Raw genomic sequence first — 18,930 nt, 5'->3', positions numbered from 1 at the left:
GTCAGACCGGATCGATCACGATCGCGAAGGCCCGCGCCTCCGGACCCGGGGAGCGATTCAACGAAATGAATTTCGCCTCGGTGTACTCGTCGAGTGCGTGGGGGCCACCTTCACGGCCCAGACCGCTCTGCTTGAATCCACCGAACGGGTAGGCGGGGTGAATGACGTGCCAGTCATTGATCCACACCATGCCGGCATCGAGTTCGCGGGCGATCTCGATCGCCTGGTCCTCATCGCCCCAAACCCCGGCGGACAGCCCGTAATCGGTGTCGTTGGCGATCTTGATCGCCTCCTCGACCGAGTCGTAGGTGAGCACGACCAGGACCGGTCCGAACACCTCTTCACGTGCGATCCTGGCATCGTTGGTTACACCGACGAAGATCGTCGGTTCGATCCAGTAGCCCTTGTCGAACCCGGGACCGGTGGGAACGCCGCCGCCGATCACGGCCTTGGCGCCCTCGGTTTCGGCGATCGCGAAGTAGTCGAGGATCCGCTGATGCTGGACCTTGGAGATGATCGGCCCGACTCCGGTCGCGGGGTCGAGTGGATCACCGACCTTCAGCGTGCGGGCACGCTCGACCAGCCGCGAGACGATCTCGTCGCGGTTGCTCGACGGAATCAGCAGTCGGGTGCCGGCTTCACAGGCCTGGCCGTTGTTGGCCAGGGCCGCGAACAGCGCACCGTCGATCGCGGTGTCGAGGTCGGCGCTGTCGAGAATGATGTTCGGTCCCTTGCCTCCGAGTTCGAGGGTCACTCGCTTCACGGTGTCGGCCGACTGACGCAGGATGCTCTTGCCGACCGCGGTGGAACCGGTGAAGGCCACCTTGCGGACATCGGGGTGACCGCTGAGGTACGCGCCGGTGGGTTCGCCGTCGCCGGTCACCACGTTGAGCACGCCGGGCGGCAGGCCCGCCGCCTCGAACTCCTTCGCCAGCTCGAGCGCGACCAGGGGGGCGTGCTCGTCGGGCTTGAGGACGACCGTGTTACCCGCGGCGAGGGCCGGGGCGATCTTCCACACGATGACCAGCAGCGGAATGTTCCACGGCACGATCGCCGCCACCACACCCAGCGGCTCGCGCCGGACGAGGCCTTCGGCCGGCACTGGCCCGATCTCGGGACCCGCCGTCTCGAACTCGTAGGTGGCGGCCTGGTCGGCCAGGTACTGCATCTGAGCGATCGACAACCCGATATGCAGGGCCCCGGTGATCCGGATGGTGGCGCCGTTCTCCCGTGTCTGGAGCGCGGCCAGCTCGTCGATACGGCCGCCGAGGCGCGTGGCGACATCGTTGAGCAGGGCTGCTCGTTGCGCGGGCGGGGTGCGCCGCCAGGTGCCCTCTTCGTGCGCCGCCTTGGCCGCAGCGACGGCCTGGTCGACCTGCGCCACGCCGCCCTTGGCGACGGTGGCGACGAGCTCTTCGGTTGCAGGGCTGCGAATTTCGTAGTTCTCGCCGGTATCAACCCATTCGCCGTTGATATAGAGCGAGTAGTGCGGGACGCTCATCGGCGTGCTCCTCTTTCTCTGATGTGACTAGCGACAGCAATGCGGTGTCGAAGGTTTCGACGGTCAGCTGATCTGGCGGGCCCGCCCTTCCCAGAACGGGGCACGGATCGACTTCTTGTCGATCTTTCCGGCCGGATTGACCGGAAGGGTGTCGACGAATGCCACCGTCTTGGGCGCGTGGACGCTGCCCATCTCCCTTTTGACGTGATCGATCAGTTCCTGCTCGGTTGCCGCGACACCGCTCTTGAGAACGATGACCGCATGTACCGCTTCGCCCCACTTCTCGTGGGGGACTCCGATCACTGCTGCCTGCGCAACTGCGGCATGACCGGCCAGGGCGTCCTCAACCTGTCGCGGAAACACGTTGAATCCGCCGGTGACCACCAGGTCCTTCTTGCGGTCGACGATGTAGAGGAACCCGTCCTCGTCGAGGCGACCGATATCGCCGGTGTGCACCCAGCCGTCCCGCAGCGCCTCGGCGTTGCGGGAGACGTCGACGTAGCTGAGCATCTGCCCGAGCTGGCGGGACACGATCTCGCCGGGTTCGCCGAGCGGCAACACCTGATCCGCTTCGTCCTGGATTGTCACGTCGACGTGGAACAGGGGCCGACCGGCCGAGGCGAGCCGTTTGATCCACACCTCGCTGTCCACGCGGTGCTCGTTTTTGCGCAGACAGGAGACGTACCCGGGTTCGGTCCCGGCATAGGCCTGGATGAAGATCGGGCCGAACACGTCCAGCGCCTGACGCAGCCGGTCGGGTGCGATGGGAGATCCCGCGTAGATCATCGTCCGCAGCGAAGTCAGGTCGTGCGCTTCGCGGCGCGGATGGTCGAGCAGCAGGTAGATGATGGTGGGAACGACGGCGGTGGCGGTCACCTTCTCCTGATCGATGGTGGTGAGCAGTTTGTCCACGTCCAACCCGGGCAGCATCACGTTGGTGCCGCCCCGCAGGAACGTCGGCATGACGAAGATCTGCGTGTAGTGGGTCAGTGGCGCACCGTGCGCGAAGACCTCACCCCAGGCGATGTCGCCGATCTCGAGACCCGCGGTGATGCTGTAGTGGCCCCAGGTGAAGTGCGAGTTGACCACACCCTTGGGGTCCCCGGTGCTCCCGGAGGTGAACAGGACGTACGCCTCGTCGTGGACGTCGATCTCCACCTCGGGACGAACCGTCGGCTGCGATCGGAAGAGTCCGTCGTAGCCGAACACTTCGCCGATCTCGGGGGGCGCCGAAGCCGGACTGCTCCCGATCCGGATCACGGTCTGCAGCTTCGGCAGGTCGCCTCTGATCTCGGCGACGACTGCGTCGAACTGGGCGTGATAGATCAGCGTGGTGGCATCGGTCTGGGAGAGACTCGACCGGAATGCGTTGGCAGCATTACGCGTAGGCATCTGCACCAACACCCCGCCGGCTGCCCAGATTCCGTGCTGCGTGGGAATGAATTCCAAGCAGTTCGGCATCAGCAGGCCGACGCGCTCGCCCTTCTGCAGCCCCAGAGAGACGAGTCCGTTCGCTACCTGGTTGCGCCAGTCGAGAAGCTCGCGATAGGTCACCCGACGATCACCATCGACGATCGCGACCTTGTCCTTGTAGTAGGTACATGCCCGATCGAGCACGTCCGGCAACGGCCCCCACATGGTCAGGATCCAACGAGGACGGACGGGTCGAATCCTTCGACCCAGTACTCCGGCGTGATGATCGGGATTCCGAGTTCCTGCAGCACAGGGGTGTCGTTCCAGTACGTCGTTTCGCGGACGATCTGTCCGTCGCTGTCGAGCTGGTGCCAGGTGATGCCGCGGGTGGACAGCGTCTTGCCCTGGGCCGGAACGCCCTTGTAGGTCTCGAGACCGGTGCCCGTCCAGTTCCACAGGATCACCACGGCCGGGTTGCCGGCCACGCCGGCCACCGGGAACGAGTCGGTGATCTCGAAGGAGTGCAGGCCGACACCGTTGGCGGTGTCGGTGTTCGCGTACGGGGCGAGCTTCGGCGCCAGCTCATCCTTGGTGATGGCGGTGTCGGTGACGTGGTCGGAATCGGCGTGGTCGTCGTAGACCAGGTCGTCGGCGTACAGGGCGACCGCCGCCGCGGTGTCGGTGGTCAACGCGGTGATCCAGCGCCGGGCGTGCTCTTCGTGCTTACTCATGATGCTCGTAGTTTCCTTTCGCAGGGTTCGGTGTCAGACGAGAACAGCGGACTTGGTCACGCTGGACGGGTCGATGGGCTGTCCCAGATCCGCCGCTGCCGTCGCGACATCCCACAGGCTCGCTTCCCGGGTGATCAGGCCTGCTTCGTTGTAGATGTGGAACGTCAGTCCGCGCGCTCCGGGCACCTTCCCGTTCGTCGGGACGCCGACGAAAGCGGTCGCCGTGGGCGCCTTCCAGGTCCACCGGTAGATCGCCGACTTCTCGTCGCCGACAACCTCATCGATCCGAAAGTTGTTGATGCCGATGCCGTTTTCGGTGTCCTTGTTGGCGTACGGCGCAAAAACACGGAGGAGCTCGTCCCTGTCGGTGATCTTCTGGCCGAGGATGGGATCCTCGAAGAGGAAGTCGTCGGCGTACAACGCAACGACCGCTTCGGGGCTCTCACGGAAGGCCTTCAGCCACTTGACAGCAAAGGAATGACTCATGAATATCGCTCTCCTCGGTGGTTGTCATAGTCCCCGCGGATACTCGAATATCGATGTGCTCCGCTCACTTCAGGAACACCATCAAGGTATTGCGTAGGTCACACCGGCGGCGACTTACTTGGGGAGGAAACCCACCCCTCAACAGGGGGATACTCGGTCGATCACCGAGCCGGCTGTTCCGGTCCGGAATGCCGACGCGGCTGCGAGCGGTCGTCAGTTTCCGAAACGGGCGTACCCGGGGAGCATGGTTTGGCACCAGAATAGAACCGCCGCCCGGCACAGTGCCGGGCGGCGTGACGCTGAGGAGATGGTGCCGAATCGACTACGCGATGCGGTTGCCGATCGACCAGGCAATGGCCTGTGAACGGTTGGTCGCACCGAGCTTCCGCAGGATGTGCTTGACATGCGATTTCACCGTCCCCTCCGTGATGACGAGGGACTCGGCGATGTCGTTGTTGGTCGCCCCCGCCGCCATCAATGTGAACACCTCTTGTTCGCGGGAGGTGAATTCGGCGAGCGGGACCAAGCTGGGACGCGAGGCGAACTCCGCCGACGAGTCGACTCCAGCAGGATCGGAGTCTGCCCGCCCGGCCGAGGCCATCCCCGATTCGCACAGCTCGTCCATCGTCGCCACCGTCGACGAGAGGATTTCCCTGATCTGGTCGCGTTGGCTGCGCAACCGTTCCATCAGCGACGTCCGCTCGTAGATGTAACCGACCCCTTCGGTGAAGGCCCACAGGACGTCGCGGTCGATCTCGTCGATCCGGCTCGGAACCGGGAAGTGGTCGGCATGAAGCAAACCGACAACGTTGTTGTCGAGAACCAGGGCGGAGACCACGTACGAGCGTGAGCGACCCGACTCGACGATGATCGGCCGGTATACCGGCGCGTTTTCCGTGTCGTAGACGATCGCCGGCCGATGATCGGTCAGCAGCCGCGCCTCAGGAGCCCGCTCGTCGAACGGTATCCCGCGATCGATCCAGTCGGTGAACCATGAGTCCGATTCATCGCCCTCGCCCAGATACGCCTTCCACGGTTTCCAGGTTCCCGCCTCGACCCGCGACAACACCACCCGCCGGAATCCGCAACGAACGGCCACGTCCTCACAGAGGCGGTCGAGGAGGTCGGAGGTGCTCGGGACGGTCCGCAACCGGTGGAGTCCCGCCGAACACTCCGCCAGACGTTCGGTCCTGCGGCCCATTTCGTTCAGGTACAGATCCATCGCCACCTGCTGCAGGTCGAGGACTGTCTTGGTCAGTCGCTCCACCTTGGCGGTGTCGGCTGCCGCGGCCCGTCGCAGCTCGTCGACGCAGTGATGCGTCAGGACTGAGATCGCCTCTGCGGAATGGGCGGGACGCTCGTGCCGGATCCCCGGAAGAGTGGTCGAACCGACATCAGCGAAGATCTCGTCCCGGATGGCCTCCAGCCGAGTGATCAGCTCGATGTCTTTGCGTCGCCACCCCTGCAAGGATCCCCGTGCAGTCTGGTGCTGCGTCGTTGCGATCAATGCCTGTGTCATAGTGTCCGTCCCATCGAGCGTTTCATCTTCCCGTATCGCGCGATGGCGCTGGCCCTGTTGGTGGCACCCAACTTGCGGAAGATGTGTTTCACGTGGGATTTCACGGTGCTCTCGGACACGGTGAGCTGGGCGGCGATTTCCGCGTTCGACGCGCCTTTCGACAGCAGTTCCACCACATCGATCTCGCGTGCGGTCAAGTGCCGTTCGGGCCGACCCGTGACCCGCACCTCCGACGATCCGCCCGCCGCCCCACGATCTCGGCGAGAAGGATCGACAGCCGCCGGAGGCAACATCCCGATGGGGGCGTCGAGGGTCAGCGGGCCACCGTGAACGTCGTCGATCATCGCTTCCGTGGCACTGAAGACCATACCGAGCCGGTCACGCTGCTCACGCAGTCGCTCGGTCAGCACCATCCGTTCGTAGATCGGTCCCAGCCCGTCGGCGAAGAGCCGAACGATGTCACGGTCCGCGGACGTCAGCACCCGCCCGGAGATATTGGTGTCGGCATGAAGCAGGGCGACGACTGTTCCGTCGACCACCACCGGCGCAACGACATAGCTTGTGGTCCTCGACAACCTGATGAGCGGACGATACGTCCGGGTTTCTGCCCCGGCATCGCTCACCAGCATCGGGATCCGGCGCCGTACGACATCGGCCTCGAGCGGCGACGCGCTCAAGGGGATCTCCAGATCGCTCAGATAGTTGCGCAGCGCGGCGGAGATGGCCTCGGAGACCAGGTGCAGGGTGTGCGGAATCCACATCGAACCCTGGATGCGAGAGACCAGAACCCGGTCGAATCCCCCTGCGGTACACAGTTCTTCGGCCGAACTACTGAAGAACTGGCCGGGCCCGGTCGCCGCCGAGCGCAGGCGGGCCAGCGAACCGAGCACGCGTTCCAGACCGCGCTGCGGAGTCAGGCAGGCCTGCTCGTAGAGGACGCCCTGCGCGTGGTGTAGCTCGTCGAGAATGGCGGACAAAGCACCGGTCTCATCGATCGTGTCACCCGCGTTTCGGGTCTCGGTGACCTCCACCCCCGCCATTTCTCGCATCGCGGCCGCCATCTCGCTCAGCCGGTGGGCGACGGACGGCTGGGCGGCGGAAGTATTCACTGTTCCTCCATCTCGGGGTGCGGGGCATCCATTGCCGCCATATCGGCGACGTCCTCCTCGGGATGCTGCGGCACTGCACCTGCCTTCAATTCACCATGTCGTGGCTCACGATTTACTTACGTCTGCCATTGTGGTGACCCGCATCACTATTGTCAACGCGGTGACCTCGAAAACTGCCTTGTCAGGGGGTATGCGCTGAAATCGTGCGGGGTTGAGGTCACGATCGGTAGTGAATCGCCCTTAACTATGGGGGCGGTGAGTGTCAGCCATACAATGCGCGGCGGGCGGCCAGGCGCACACGTTCCTGCACGTTGGGCATGCAGCGCAACCGTACCGTCCGGGATACATCGTTGACGATTGTCAGCGCAGCGTGAACACGAAATCGCACCTCGGTGTCGTCGAGTTCGGGCCGGGATTCTTGCAGCAGTTGGAACCACTGCCCGACGTAGTCGTGCTGCGCGCTGCGCACAGCGTGTCGTCTGGCCGGTGGAAGGCTGAGTACCTCGCAGGTCAGCACGGCCAGCAGGTCGTGGTGGATCATCGCGAACGCGATGTACGCATCGACCGCGGCGTCCAGAGCCTCCTGGGAGGTGTCCGCGGAGAACAGTGCCTGCGACAGCCCCAACTGGAGCGGTTCCGCGCCCCGGTCGATCACGGCGGCCAGGAGATCGGCCTTCGTATCGAAGTGCCGGTACACGCTGGCGCTGTGGACCTGCACAGCGGCTGCGATCTCGTCCATCGTGACTGCTTGGTATCCCTTCGCGCCGAACAGTCTGGCGGCCGCGCCCAGGAGTGCCTCGCGGCGCGATGCCGGCGCCATGCCGCCCCGTCCGGGAAGATCGGCGGCCGGTTCAGCTGTACTGTTCAGCGGCGCCGCGCTGACGGCCACGGACATGGTGGCGAGCAGGTCGATCAAACGGCCCGGCAGGATCTCGGTGCGGTGATAGCCCGGGCTGGTCAGAACCGCAAGAGTGCACCACGCCAGCAGTTCCGCGTCAGCGGCGCCCGCCCCCGGCACGGAATGGCCGAGCGCCGCGGAGAGACGCGACACCACATCATGCAATCGGCCACGCAGGGACGCGTGCTGCTCCGGTGGCAGGTGTCGAATCTCGCGATTCCACAGAACTCCGAGGTCACGTCGAGTGCCGGCCGTTTCCGCCAGACCGTGCAGCAGCGCCGGGAGGTCATCGATTCCGCGTGAGAGCAGCAGCTCACCCGCCTGATCGAAGCTCTCGGCCACCGTGCAGGCGAGCAATTCCTGTTTACTCCGAAAGTGCCGGTACAAGGCCCCGGCGGTGATCCCGACGGACGAGGCGATGTCCTCGGTGCTCACATTGTGGTAGCCGCGTTCGGAGAACAGGGCGCTCGCGGCCACCAGGATCTGGGCCCTGCGGTTGCGGGGACGCGGAGTGCTGGTGAGCCGAGCTCGCCTCGGGCGCACTAGTTCGTCGATGCTTCCCGCCCCTTTCGACGCATTCGATGTGGCTTGAGATTTACTTACCGGGGTTGTAGCTTGATTTTCAACCTAGCATGCGTCATCGCCGCTTTTCCGGCATTTACTTAGGTGCGCACCCTGCCTCTCGTGGTTCTCGCAAGGAGTTGACGTGTCCATTTCCGAAGCGTTGGCGAATCGATTGACCGTTCCGTTGATCGCCGCCCCGATGACGGAGGTATCCGGCCCCGATCTGGTCATCGCGGCGTGCCGCGAAGGCGTCGTGGGATCCGTGCCCACCCACAACGCGGCCACCACCGGTGAACTCGCCCACTGGCTCACCCGCATCGAGACGGCCCTGAGCGAGGTCCCGAGGTCGGCGCCCTTTGCGCCGAACCTCGTGGTGCACCGATCGAACCGGCGACTGCGCGAAGACCTCGCGTGCCTGGTGGATCACGGCGTAGAACTCGTCATCACCAGTGTCGGGTCCCCCGAGCCCGTTCTTGCCCCCCTGCGCGCGATCGGATGCCAGGTCTATGCCGACGTCGCGACGTTGCAGCATGCGGACCGGGCCATCGCCTTGGGCGTGGACGGGTTGGTGCTCCTGACCGCGGGTGCCGGCGGCCAGACGGGCTGGGCGAACCCGTTCTCCTTCGTCCGCGCCGTCCGCGAGCGCTTCGACGGCACCATCGTTCTGGCCGGCGGTATCAGTGACGGCGTGGCGTTGCACGCCGCCCAGGTTCTCGGCGCCGACCTCGGGTACATGGGCACGAAGTTCATCGCCACCGACGAAAGTCGGGCCGACAACGACTATCGGCGGGCGCTGGTCGAGGCGAGCCTCGACGACGTCGTGCTCTCGACCCAGGTAGGTGGCATTCCGGCGAGCCTGCTCAAGTGCTGGGTCGATCGGCAGGCCGGAGACGCTGCCGCGGCCGAGCATCCCGCATCCGAGGGTTTCCGCCAGGACCGATTGCTCAGCAACCGCACGGCGTGGAGTGGTGGGCACAGCGTGTCCGGGGTGGACGCGGTCCTCTCGGTCGCCGCGCTCATCGAGAAGACCGCCCGGGAATACGAGGAATCCCGCGCCAGATCGGTGGCGCGGGATAGCTCCGCCGTACAGGCCGTCAGGTAAGCAGTTCTCGCGCCATCAGTTTCCACTCGTGCAGGTGCGGGTCGGTGGCGGGATCGCGCGGATCGAGCGCATAGGTCAGTGCGGCACCCCGCATCGAGGTGTTGAGTTGTTCGCGTACCAACTCGTAGCGCGGGCGTGCGCACAACTCGCCGCCGAAGAACGCGTCGGTCGTTGCTCTCACGAGGTGGCCCAGCCGGCGCTCCTCCGGCAGCAGCGCTTCGCGTAACTTGTCGTTGGCGCGGGAGGCGAGCCACAGCTCGGTCGCGGCCCAGAAATACGGCTGGTGGAAGGTGGGCCACATGATCTCGATCGCCCAGTCGATGCGCTCTGTGGGGTCGTGTGGCCAATCTTCGCGATGCCGCATGTCCTCCATCCGCGCCGTCGCGAGATGCTGGACGGCGGCGACGAGCAGCGCTTCGCGGGAGGGAAATTGTTGTAAGAGACGGCCGCGGGACACCCCCGCCTCGTGTTGGATCCGCAACGTGGTGGCGGCAGAGTAGCCGTCCCGGAACAACACCGCAACGGCGGCGTCGAGTATCTGCCTGCGTGTGATCGCCCGCCGTTCTTGCTGGGTGCGCTTGACCGAGGCGTCACTGATCGACACCGACATCAGCTCCATCCGTTCGGAGAAAAGCCCTCAACGGGGTTGGCACCACTGCCCACAGTGGTGCCAACCCCGATCGTAAATGACGCCGTTACTCGTAGGTCTCTCCGCGCTCGGCCTTGGCCACCAGTGAGGCGGGCGGCTCGAAGCGAGTGCCGTACCGGGCGGCAAGTACGCGTGCCCGCTGGACGAACGCCGCGATCCCACCCGGGTAGCCGTTGATGTACTGGAGGACGCCGCCAGTCCACGCCGGGAACCCGATACCGAGCAGGGATCCGACGTTGGCGTCGGCGACCGACGTCAGGACCCCTTCGTCGAGGCAGCGCACCGTCTCGAGGGACTCCGCGAACAGCATCCGTTCCTTGAGGTCGTCGAACGGGATCTCGGTGCTCCCCGACTGGAAGGCGTCGCGCAGCCCCGGCCACAGGCCGACGCGGCTGCCCGACTCGTCGTACTCGTAGAAGCCGCCACCGGTCGACCGACCTCGACGATCGAGTTCCTCGACCAGCCGGTCGAGGACGGCCTCCGATCCGTGCTCGACCCAGACGCCGCCGTCCGCCTCGACCGCCGCACGGGCTTCCTGACGAATCTTGCGCGGCAGGGTCAACGTCAGCTCGTCGAGCAGCTGCAGCGGGGGTGCGGGATAGCCGGCCTGGGCCCCCGCTTGCTCGATGATCACCGGTTCGATGCCCTCACCGACCGCGGCGGCGGCCTCGTCGAGGAATTTCGTGATCACGCGGCTGGTGAAGAAGCCGCGGCTGTCGTTGACCACGATCGGGGTCTTCTTGATCTGCTGCGCGAAGTCGAACGCCCTCGCCAATGTTGCCGGTGCGGTGTGTGCGCCAACGATGATCTCGACCAACGGCATCCGTTCGACCGGGGAGAAGAAGTGCACCCCGATGAAGTCTTCCTTACGGTCGACGCCTTCGGCCAGCGTGGTGATCGGCAGCGTCGACGTATTCGAGCCCAGCACGGCGTCGGGGGCGACGATGTCCTGGATCGACTTGAAGACCGCCTGTTTGACCTCCACGCTCTCGAAGACCGCCTCGACGACGAAATCGACATTCGCGAAGTCGGCCGGATTGTCGGTCGCGGTGATGCGGGCGAGCAGCGCGGCGGACTTCTCCTCGGTCGTTGTTCCACGAGCGAGGGCCTTGGCCTCCAGCTTCTCGGCGTAGGCCTTCCCTTTTCGCGCCGACTCGATCGAGACGTCCTGTAGCACGACGTCGATTCCCGCCTTCGCCGAGACGTAGGCCACCGCGGCACCCATCATCCCGGCGCCGATCACGCCGACCTTCTGGGCCGCGAACCTGGGATGCCCCTCCGGCCGGCTTCCGCCGGCTTTGATGCTCTGCAGATCGAAAAACTGTGCCTTGATCATGTTCGTCGACACCTGACCGGTGACGAGGCCGACGAAGTAGCGTGTCTCGATCTGCGCCGCCGTGTCGAGGTCGACCAACGCACCCTCGGCGGCGGCGGCGAGGATGGCCCGCGGCGCCTCGAGGGGTGCCCCCGCCACGGTGCGGCGCAGGTTCGCCGTCACCGCCGGATTGAGCGCGGTGCCGCCGGGGATCCGGAATCCCTTCCGGTCCCACGGCTGTACACCGCCCTCGGGGTTGTCCTTGATCCACTTCTTGGCGGCGGGAACGAGTTCGTCGGCGCTGGTCACCAGGTCGTCGACGAGGCCGAGCGTCTTCGCGGCCGCGGGGCTGAACGTCTTCCCGGTCAGCAGCAGGCTCGTCAGTGCCTTCTCGAGCCCCAACATCCGAACGGTCCGGGTGATTCCGCCGACACCGGGGAGCAACCCGAGCGTCACTTCGGGCAGTCCGAAGATCACCGATCTCGAATCGACCGCGATGCGGTGGTGGGTGGCCAGGGTGATCTCGAGGCCACCGCCGAGGGCGGCACCGTTGACCGCCGCCACCACCGGACGGCCCAGGGTCTCGAGACGTCGGAACTGGGCCTTGATCCCATTCGCGAAGTCCGTGAACCTGACCGCATCCTGCGCGGTGGCACGGACCAGGTCGTTGAGGTCACCGCCCACGAAGAAGGTCTTCTTCGCGGACGTGATCACGACACCGGTGACAGAGTCACGCTCGGCCTCGAGCCGGTCGAGTACGTTGCCCATGGACTCGACGTACTGCGAGTTCATGGTGTTTGCGGACTGGGCCGGATCGTCGAGGGTCAGCAGCACGATTCCGTCCGAATCCTGCGACCACGTGATGGTTGATGTTGCACTCATGTTGTTGCCGTTGCCTTTCAGACTCGCTCGATGATGGCCGCGATACCCATGCCGCCACCGACGCACAGGTTGATCAATGCGCGCCGGTCGCCGCGCCGCTCCAACTCGTCGATCACCGTTCCGACGAGCATCGCGCCGGTCGCTCCCAAGGGGTGGCCCATGGCGATCGCGCCGCCGTTCACGTTGAGTTTCTCGTCCGGAATGGCCAGATCCTTCTGGAATTTCAGGACCACCGAGGCAAACGCCTCGTTCAGTTCGAACAGATCGATGTCGTCGACGGTGAGTCCGGCGACATCGAGTGCCTTCAGCGCCACCGGGGTGGGGGCGGTGAGCATGATCGTAGGGTCTGCCCCGGTGACAGCGGTGGCGATAATCCGGGCGCGGGGTGTGAGGCCGAACTGCTTGCCGGCCTTTTCGTTGCCGATCAGGACCAGCGCCGCGCCGTCCACGATGCCGGAACTGTTACCGCCGTGATGGACGTGGTTGATCCGCTCCACCGACGTATACTTCTGCAGCGCAACAGCATCGAAGCCACCCTGTTGACCGAGTGCCGCAAAGGACGGCTTCAACGAGGCCAGCGATTCGACGGTGGTGCCTGGACGGCGGTGCTCGTCGTGATCGAGCAGCGGGACACCGTTGAAATCCTTGACCGGAACGACCGACTTGGCGAAGTATCCACCGGACCAGGCGGCCTCGGCGCGGGCCTGCGACCGCGCAGCGTAGGCATCGACGTCTTCGCGGCTGAAACCCTCGATCGTGGCGATCAGGTCCGCACCGATTCCCTGGGGAGCGAAGTGGAGGTCGTATGCGGTCGTCGGGTCGTTGAAGAGGGCACCTCCGTCGCTGCCCAGCGGCACTCGCGACATGGATTCGACGCCACCGGCGATCACCAGGTTCTCGAAGCCCGACCGTACTTTTTGGGCGGCGAGATTCATCGCCTCGAGTCCGGATGCGCAGAACCGGTTGATCTGCAGTCCGGCCACCGTCAGAGGCAGGCCCGCCACCAACGCCGCGGCCCGGGCGATATCACCACCCTGTTCGCCGACCGGGGAGACCACACCCAGCACGATGTCGTCGATGTAGCCCGGGTCCAGGTCCGGAAACCGTGCGCGCAGCTCGTCGATCAGGCCCACCACGAGGTCGATCGGTTTGACCGAGTGCAGACTTCCGTTCTTGCCCTTACCGCGAGGCGTGCGAATGGCCTCGTAAACAAATGCCTCTTCAGACAAGGCAACTCTCCTCGGATCGTGAACGAATTCCCCTGGGACGCGATCTGCGAGACGCGCAGAGCCACAGGGGACGAAGTGAAGAACCTGCGGTCGAACCACTGTCGCCGACCGTTCGCTCACGGTATCGTCGAACCAACATCCAGTCAACCCTGACTGGATGTTGGAGTGTAGGGAGTTCGGATGCTGATCGACGGCAACATAGGCGGATCCATCGACGGGACGGCCGGGGCAAGTCTCCACGAGATACAGGAGCAGGTGGGACTCGCGGAACGGGCCGGCTTCGACGGGGTGTGGTCGACGGAAGTCAGTCGCGACCCCTTCCTACCGCTTCTGCTCGCCGCGGAGAACGCACCCCGACTCCACGTAGGCACCGCCATCGCCGTGGCATTTGCACGCAATCCCATGACTCTCGCCACGGTTGCCAACGACATGCAGTCCTTCAGCTCCGGCAGATTCACGCTCGGACTGGGGTCACAGATCAAGCCGCACATCGAGCGCCGGTTCAGCATGCCGTGGTCCGCGCCGGCGCCGAGGATGCGGGAATTCGTCAGGGCACTCCACGCCATCTGGGAGAGCTGGCAAAACCAGACAGCCCTCGACTTCCGCGGGGATTACTACAACCACACCCTGATGACACCGATGTTCCGGCCTCCGCGTAACGAATTCGGGCCGCCCCAAGTGATGATCGCCGCCGTGGGCCCGCAGATGACCTCCGTCGCCGCCGAGGTCGCGGACGGGATGCTCGTACACGGCTTCACCACGGAACGATATCTCCGGGAAGTGACCGTCCCACAGGTCAAATCGGCCCTCGCCAAGGCCGGAAAGACGTTCGAGGACTTCACCCTGTCCTACCCCGGACTCGTCGTCACAGGGTCCGATGAACGGCAATTCGAGGAAGCGGCAACCGCCGTGCGCAAACAGATCGCCTTCTACGGGTCCACACCGGCGTACCGGGCGGTCCTCGACCTTCACGGCTGGGGTGATCTGCAGACCGAGCTCCACCGGCTGTCCAAGATCGACGACTGGGCGTCCATGACCCGGCTGATCGACGACACCGTCCTGCGCACCTTCGCGGTCGTCGGCGAGCCCGACGCGGCCGCGGCCGAGATATCACGCAGGTTCGGCGGCATCATCGACCGATTCACCCTGTACACCCCGTACGGCCTCGACGCAGCGACCCGGAGCACGGTTGTCTCCGGAGTCCACAATCGGCCCACAACTCCCTGATCCGCAACACCCACCGCCCACCCGCGGTCACCCTGGTGAGGCGGCGACATCATCGCTGGACCGACCCGGCGCGATCGTCGCGGGATCGGCCAGTTCAATTCGAGGGGCGCGTCCCGCCCGCAAGGGAAGTCCCGACACGACACCCGGCGAATCTCTCCAAAGGTGGACCCTTATCCCCAAATGGTGTGAGGAACATCGCCGCCCAGTGGTCGAGACTTGGATCACATCAGAAGATTTCACAGGGTTGGGTCACAGCACGGGAGGAAGTAGATGTCGGTCGATCCTTCGGCGATCATTGTCGCAGTCGCCACAGCGCTCGGCGGCGCGATACACGGATCGGATGCGCCTCCGGCCTTGAAAGACTATGGCACCCAACAGGTACAACAGATCACCGATGCCGCACCCGCGATCGGGCAACAGGTCAACGACGCCGTCGAGCAGCTACCTCCCGAGGCGCAAGACGCAGCACAGCAAGCAATCACCGAGACCGCAGATGCCTTCCAAGATGCGATAGAAACCTACGCGCCACCACCCGAGAGCGCCCCTCCCCCACCCGACGCGACCGGTGACACCACGGGCGATATTCCTGCCACCGAGCACGAACCCGAATTCGAATCCGACGGGAAGATCCCCGAATACGGTGACCCCGTTGAACAATTCGACTCGACGCCGCTTGCCGTCTCCGAAATCTCCCACCTCACCACCGTTTACGACGCCCCCACTCGGGCCGCCTCACAGCTGGGGGCGATCGCAGTATTCGTCCCCTGGTTTCAGAAGGCGGGAAGCATCTGCGACGGCATCAAGGCCCCTGTCCTGGCAGCCTTGTACTCGGCGGAGAACAACTTCCGATACGGCGCCTCGGCGCCCGTGTCGCCGGATGGCGCCCGCGGTCCCGGCCAGTTCATGCCCGGCACCTGGGCAAAATACGGGCGCGACGCCGACGGCGACGGAAAGGCGGACGTCCTCGCCGTCGGCGACTCGGTCATGGCATCAGGACATCTGCTCTGCGACATGTACGAGGAGATCGATTCGTGGAAGCAGGCCGGCCTCGTCTCGGGTGACGTGCTGGACCTGACACTCGCCGGATACAACGCCGGCGTGGGAGCCGTCCGCCGATCGGGCGGAATGCCCTCAGGACTCCCCGACTACGAGAATCAGACAAAGCCCTACGTGGCGAAGATCCGCGCGGCCGAATCCCGCTTCGCGTCGATCCTCGACCCTGGGTCCGGCGACTGGGGAGGCGTCGGCGGCCGGATCGTCGAGGCCGCCCTGCGTTATCTGGGCCTTCCCTACGTGTGGGGCGGCGGCAACGTGAACGGGCCCTCCGGCGGCGGTTTCGACTGTTCCGGACTCACCTCCTACGCCGTCCACGCCGCAACAACAGAGAACGTATCCCTCCCCCGCACCTCGGAAACTCAGTGGAACGTCGGTACCGAGATTCCCCTCGCCGACGCCAGACCCGGTGATCTGCTGTTCGGCAACTGGGGCCCAGCCGGTCCTGGGCACGTGGCAATCTACCTCGGCAACGGCAAAATGGTGCACGCGCCCACCACCGGCGACGTGGTTCGCATCGCTCCCGTGTTCGACGGAATGAAAGCGCGGCGAGTGGTGTGAGACGGCACCCGGGGATCCGTCGACACGGGCTCGACCACCATCCGGAGTGCGCCCCTGCCGAACCGCGGAGCCAGAGCACCATCACCTTGGCGAAAACGGACATGGCAGACGATCTCGACGGGCACAGCAATGTCGCACGGGCGCACCGGGAAGGACCGTAACCCATGACGACCGCACACCCCGCTCAGCGGCCCGGCCGACCCGGCTATGACCTCGAATCCCTCCTCGCCGTCACCGTGAAAGTTTTCAACGACAAGGGTTACGAGGGCACCAGCATGGAAGCCTTGGCCCAGCGGCTGGGAATCACGAAGTCGTCTATCTACCAACATGTTTCAGGAAAGCCCGAACTGCTGGAGCGAGCGTTGACGCGGGCGCTCGACGCACTCTTCGCCCTCACCACCGAACGGCAGGCCACCAGCGGCCGACACATCGACCGCCTCGAATACCTCGTCCGGCGCACCGCCGAGATCCTGGTCGCAGAACTGCCCTACGTCACCCTCCTGCTGCGCGTTCGTGGGAACACTCCCGTGGAACGCCGCGCCCTCGCCCGTCGACGGGAATTCGATCTCTTTGTGCGTGACCTCGTCGTCGGGGCCGCGGAGGAGGGTGACCTTCGGCCAGGCATCGATCCCGCGCTCACCGGCCGCCTCGTGTTCGGCATGATCAACTCGCTCATCGAGTGGCACCGGCCGCGAGCTGGAGGATCAGCCGAGGATCTCGCCGACGCAGTCCTACGCCTGACCTTCGAGGGAATGCGGCGTCGGTAGCGGCTGACCAGTTGGGATCTGCCGCCACCCCTGGCTGTCCAGTCGGATTTGGGAACAGCACCGAATCGCACTGGGCTAGCATGTGAGGTGGATCACATGGTTGGAGGTGCGCATGAGCCGCTTGCGGGCGGACGTCGCCCCGAATGCCGAGGCCCACAGCCGTGGAACATCCTCTGACCTGCCACAATAAGGTAGAAGTACACAGAGGATTGAGCTACCGATGGACGAGTGCGACGAAGTCGACCTGCCGAATACTCAGCGCGATGTGAGCCGTGATATCGCCACCGAGTTGGACATGGCCGGACTCGAGAATGCACAGGAAATCGGACGCGGAGGATTCGGGGTGGTCTATCGCTGCACCGAGCGTTCCCTCGATCGAACGGTCGCCGTCAAGGTGCTGACCTCCGAGGTCGGACCCGACGACCGCACCCGCTTCGTACGAGAACAACGCGCCATGGGCAAACTCTCCAGCCATCCCCACATCGTCCAAATTCTCCACGTCGGCGTCACCGCGAACGGCTCCCTCTTTCTCGTGATGCCCTACCACGAACACGGTTCTCTCCAAACCCTGCTTCGGCAGAAAGGTCCCTTCCCGTTGCCCACCGTGCTCGGGATCGGAGTGAAACTGGCCGGGGCTCTGGCGGCCGCTCACCGTGAGGGCATCCTCCACCGTGACATCAAACCCGCCAACATCCTGATCACGGGATACGGCGAGCCGCAACTGACCGACTTCGGCATCGCCCGGATCGGGGGCGATTTCGAAACATCCGCGGGCAGCGTCGTCGGCACCCCCGCCTTCACCGCCCCTGAGGTGCTCAAGGGCCAACCACCGAGTCCCGCGTCCGATGTATACGGTCTCGGTGCGACGCTGTTCTGCCTGATGACGGGACACGCCGCCTTCGAGCGCCGCACCCGGGAAGGGGTGGTTGCCCAGTTCGTGCGGGTCACCAACCAACCGATCCCGGACCTGCGTGAGCACGGCATTCCCGATGACGTGTGCACCGCCATCGAACACGCCATGGCGGGCGATCCCGCCGATCGACCAGCATCGGCCGACGCATTCGGAAACGAGCTTCGAACGGTGCAGCTCTTGCACGGGCTGAAGATGGATGCGATGGCGATGCCCGCCGATCCGTTCCGAGCCACCTCGCCCCCGCCCGGCACCGGCGGGGCTCCCCCGGCGAAGACCCCGGCAGCAATCCCGAACACCCCGCCCACCGCCGCCACGAAATTTCGTCCCCCGACCTCGGCACGGCCGTTGGTCGAGCGCCGACGACTCCTCGAGACCCTCCGCGCCGGCGCTGGGCGGCGCCTGACAGTGATCCACGCCCCCGCAGGTTTCGGTAAGAGCACGCTGGCCTCCCAATGGCGGCACGCTCTGATAGCCGAGGGAATGCCCGTCGCCTGGCTCACCATCGACCGCGATGACAACAACGTCGCCTGGTTTCTGTCCCACCTGGTGAAGGCGATCCACACCGCGCTGCCCACGATCGCGCCCGACCTCGAGCGCATCCTCGAAGATCACTACGAAGATGCCGCGCGATATGTGCTGCCCTCGTTGATCAACGACATCCACGACGGCGGCCGCGCGATCGCCATTGTGATCGACGACTGGCACCGGGTGACCTCTTCCGACACTGTGGCGGCAATGGACTTCCTGCTCGAGAACGGATGCCATCACGTCCAGGTGATCGTCGCAACACGATCCCAATCCGGTCTCCCGCTGAGCCTCATGCGAGTACGCGACGAACTCGTCGAGATCGGGCCGACGGCAATGCGTTTCGACACCGCAGAATCCAGGGCATTCCTCGTCGACGTCAACGGACTCACAACTCGACGACCAAGAAGTGAGCAGTCTTCGAAGCTCGACCGACGGGTGGGTCGCGGCGCTGCAACTGGCGTCCCTGTCACTACGCGGGCGTAG

At 65.1% G+C, this 18,930-nt stretch carries 15 protein-coding genes; 5 read left to right on the top strand and 10 right to left on the bottom strand.

The window, feature by feature from the left end:
* Position 1 precedes the first annotated feature (1 nt).
* The 7 genes from BLV94_RS03915 to BLV94_RS03885 all read right to left on the bottom strand — a co-directional run bounded on the left by BLV94_RS03915 (position 2) and on the right by BLV94_RS03885 (position 8,200).
* The gene (locus BLV94_RS03915; protein ID WP_072949348.1) at positions 2-1,501 is read right to left on the bottom strand and encodes an aldehyde dehydrogenase family protein; all 1,500 of its coding nucleotides are present in this window, start codon (positions 1,499-1,501) and stop codon (positions 2-4) included.
* Between the two features lie 63 nt (positions 1,502-1,564).
* Complete coding sequence (locus BLV94_RS03910; protein WP_072949346.1) at positions 1,565-3,139, bottom strand: AMP-binding protein; 1,575 nt, start codon at positions 3,137-3,139, stop codon at positions 1,565-1,567.
* A 2-nt stretch (positions 3,140-3,141) separates the two neighbouring features.
* Positions 3,142-3,645, bottom strand: a complete 504-nt coding sequence (locus tag BLV94_RS03905; protein WP_072949344.1) for a ketosteroid isomerase-related protein — start codon at positions 3,643-3,645, stop codon at positions 3,142-3,144.
* 33 nt (positions 3,646-3,678) lie between these two features.
* Positions 3,679-4,131, bottom strand: a complete 453-nt coding sequence (locus BLV94_RS03900; protein ID WP_072949342.1) for a ketosteroid isomerase-related protein — start codon at positions 4,129-4,131, stop codon at positions 3,679-3,681.
* 322 nt (positions 4,132-4,453) lie between these two features.
* Positions 4,454-5,650, bottom strand: a complete 1,197-nt coding sequence (locus tag BLV94_RS03895) for a helix-turn-helix transcriptional regulator (protein WP_072949341.1) — start codon at positions 5,648-5,650, stop codon at positions 4,454-4,456.
* The gene (locus BLV94_RS03890) at positions 5,647-6,759 is read right to left on the bottom strand and encodes a LuxR C-terminal-related transcriptional regulator (protein ID WP_072949339.1); all 1,113 of its coding nucleotides are present in this window, start codon (positions 6,757-6,759) and stop codon (positions 5,647-5,649) included. Before BLV94_RS03890 ends, BLV94_RS03895 begins: the two co-directional genes overlap by 4 nt.
* A 262-nt stretch (positions 6,760-7,021) precedes the next feature.
* Entirely contained in the window at positions 7,022-8,200 is a 1,179-nt protein-coding gene (locus tag BLV94_RS03885; RefSeq protein WP_072949338.1) for a TetR/AcrR family transcriptional regulator, read from the bottom strand.
* A gap of 163 nt (positions 8,201-8,363) precedes the next feature.
* On the opposite strand from BLV94_RS03885, the gene BLV94_RS03880 reads away from it, so the two are divergent.
* Positions 8,364-9,323 (top strand): NAD(P)H-dependent flavin oxidoreductase, encoded by a 960-nt coding sequence (locus BLV94_RS03880; RefSeq protein WP_074933577.1) that lies wholly within the window; start codon positions 8,364-8,366, stop codon positions 9,321-9,323.
* Here BLV94_RS03880 and BLV94_RS03875 read toward each other — a convergent pair.
* From BLV94_RS03875 to BLV94_RS03865, 3 genes are all read right to left on the bottom strand, one after another.
* Positions 9,316-9,942, bottom strand: coding sequence for a TetR/AcrR family transcriptional regulator (locus BLV94_RS03875; RefSeq protein ID WP_072950938.1), 627 nt, complete (start codon positions 9,940-9,942; stop codon positions 9,316-9,318). The genes BLV94_RS03880 and BLV94_RS03875 overlap by 8 nt on opposite strands.
* Positions 9,943-10,018: 76 nt before the next feature.
* Positions 10,019-12,169, bottom strand: a complete 2,151-nt coding sequence (locus tag BLV94_RS03870; RefSeq protein WP_072950937.1) for a 3-hydroxyacyl-CoA dehydrogenase NAD-binding domain-containing protein — start codon at positions 12,167-12,169, stop codon at positions 10,019-10,021.
* A 17-nt stretch (positions 12,170-12,186) separates the two neighbouring features.
* On the bottom strand, positions 12,187-13,398 hold the full coding sequence (locus BLV94_RS03865) for an acetyl-CoA C-acetyltransferase (protein WP_072950936.1): 1,212 nt from the start codon (positions 13,396-13,398) through the stop codon (positions 12,187-12,189).
* A gap of 180 nt (positions 13,399-13,578) precedes the next feature.
* Between BLV94_RS03865 and BLV94_RS03860 the strand changes: the two genes are divergently transcribed.
* The 4 genes from BLV94_RS03860 (at position 13,579) to BLV94_RS50385 (ending at position 18,930) form a co-directional block, all read left to right on the top strand.
* Positions 13,579-14,625: a TIGR03617 family F420-dependent LLM class oxidoreductase gene (locus BLV94_RS03860; protein WP_072950935.1), complete on the top strand. Its 1,047-nt coding sequence runs from the start codon at positions 13,579-13,581 to the stop codon at positions 14,623-14,625.
* A gap of 270 nt (positions 14,626-14,895) precedes the next feature.
* Entirely contained in the window at positions 14,896-16,239 is a 1,344-nt protein-coding gene (locus tag BLV94_RS03855; RefSeq protein WP_072950934.1) for a C40 family peptidase, read from the top strand.
* A gap of 164 nt (positions 16,240-16,403) precedes the next feature.
* Complete coding sequence (locus BLV94_RS03850; RefSeq protein ID WP_072950933.1) at positions 16,404-17,006, top strand: TetR/AcrR family transcriptional regulator; 603 nt, start codon at positions 16,404-16,406, stop codon at positions 17,004-17,006.
* Positions 17,007-17,226: 220 nt separating this feature from the next.
* Entirely contained in the window at positions 17,227-18,930 is a 1,704-nt protein-coding gene (locus BLV94_RS50385; protein WP_244163477.1) for a serine/threonine-protein kinase, read from the top strand.

It is taken from the genome of Rhodococcus koreensis (assembly GCF_900105905.1).
GTDB classification, from domain to species: Bacteria; Actinomycetota; Actinomycetes; order Mycobacteriales; family Mycobacteriaceae; genus Rhodococcus_F; species Rhodococcus_F koreensis.
This window is presented reverse-complemented; position numbering and strand designations above follow the sequence as displayed.

Bases quoted from the DNA above. Each gene is read 5' to 3' on its own strand.
- BLV94_RS03915 (WP_072949348.1), bottom strand. From the start codon at position 1,501: ATGAGCGTCCCGCACTACTCGCTCTATATCAACGGCGAATGGGTTGAT.
- BLV94_RS03910 (WP_072949346.1), bottom strand. From the start codon at position 3,139: ATGTGGGGGCCGTTGCCGGACGTGCTCGATCGGGCATGTACCTACTAC.
- BLV94_RS03905 (WP_072949344.1), bottom strand. From the start codon at position 3,645: ATGAGTAAGCACGAAGAGCACGCCCGGCGCTGGATCACCGCGTTGACC.
- BLV94_RS03900 (WP_072949342.1), bottom strand. From the start codon at position 4,131: ATGAGTCATTCCTTTGCTGTCAAGTGGCTGAAGGCCTTCCGTGAGAGC.
- BLV94_RS03895 (WP_072949341.1), bottom strand. From the start codon at position 5,650: ATGACACAGGCATTGATCGCAACGACGCAGCACCAGACTGCACGGGGA.
- BLV94_RS03875 (WP_072950938.1), bottom strand. From the start codon at position 9,942: ATGGAGCTGATGTCGGTGTCGATCAGTGACGCCTCGGTCAAGCGCACC.
- BLV94_RS03870 (WP_072950937.1), bottom strand. From the start codon at position 12,169: ATGAGTGCAACATCAACCATCACGTGGTCGCAGGATTCGGACGGAATC.
- BLV94_RS03860 (WP_072950935.1), top strand. From the start codon at position 13,579: ATGCTGATCGACGGCAACATAGGCGGATCCATCGACGGGACGGCCGGG.
- BLV94_RS03855 (WP_072950934.1), top strand. From the start codon at position 14,896: ATGTCGGTCGATCCTTCGGCGATCATTGTCGCAGTCGCCACAGCGCTC.
- BLV94_RS03850 (WP_072950933.1), top strand. From the start codon at position 16,404: ATGACGACCGCACACCCCGCTCAGCGGCCCGGCCGACCCGGCTATGAC.
- BLV94_RS50385 (WP_244163477.1), top strand. From the start codon at position 17,227: ATGGACGAGTGCGACGAAGTCGACCTGCCGAATACTCAGCGCGATGTG.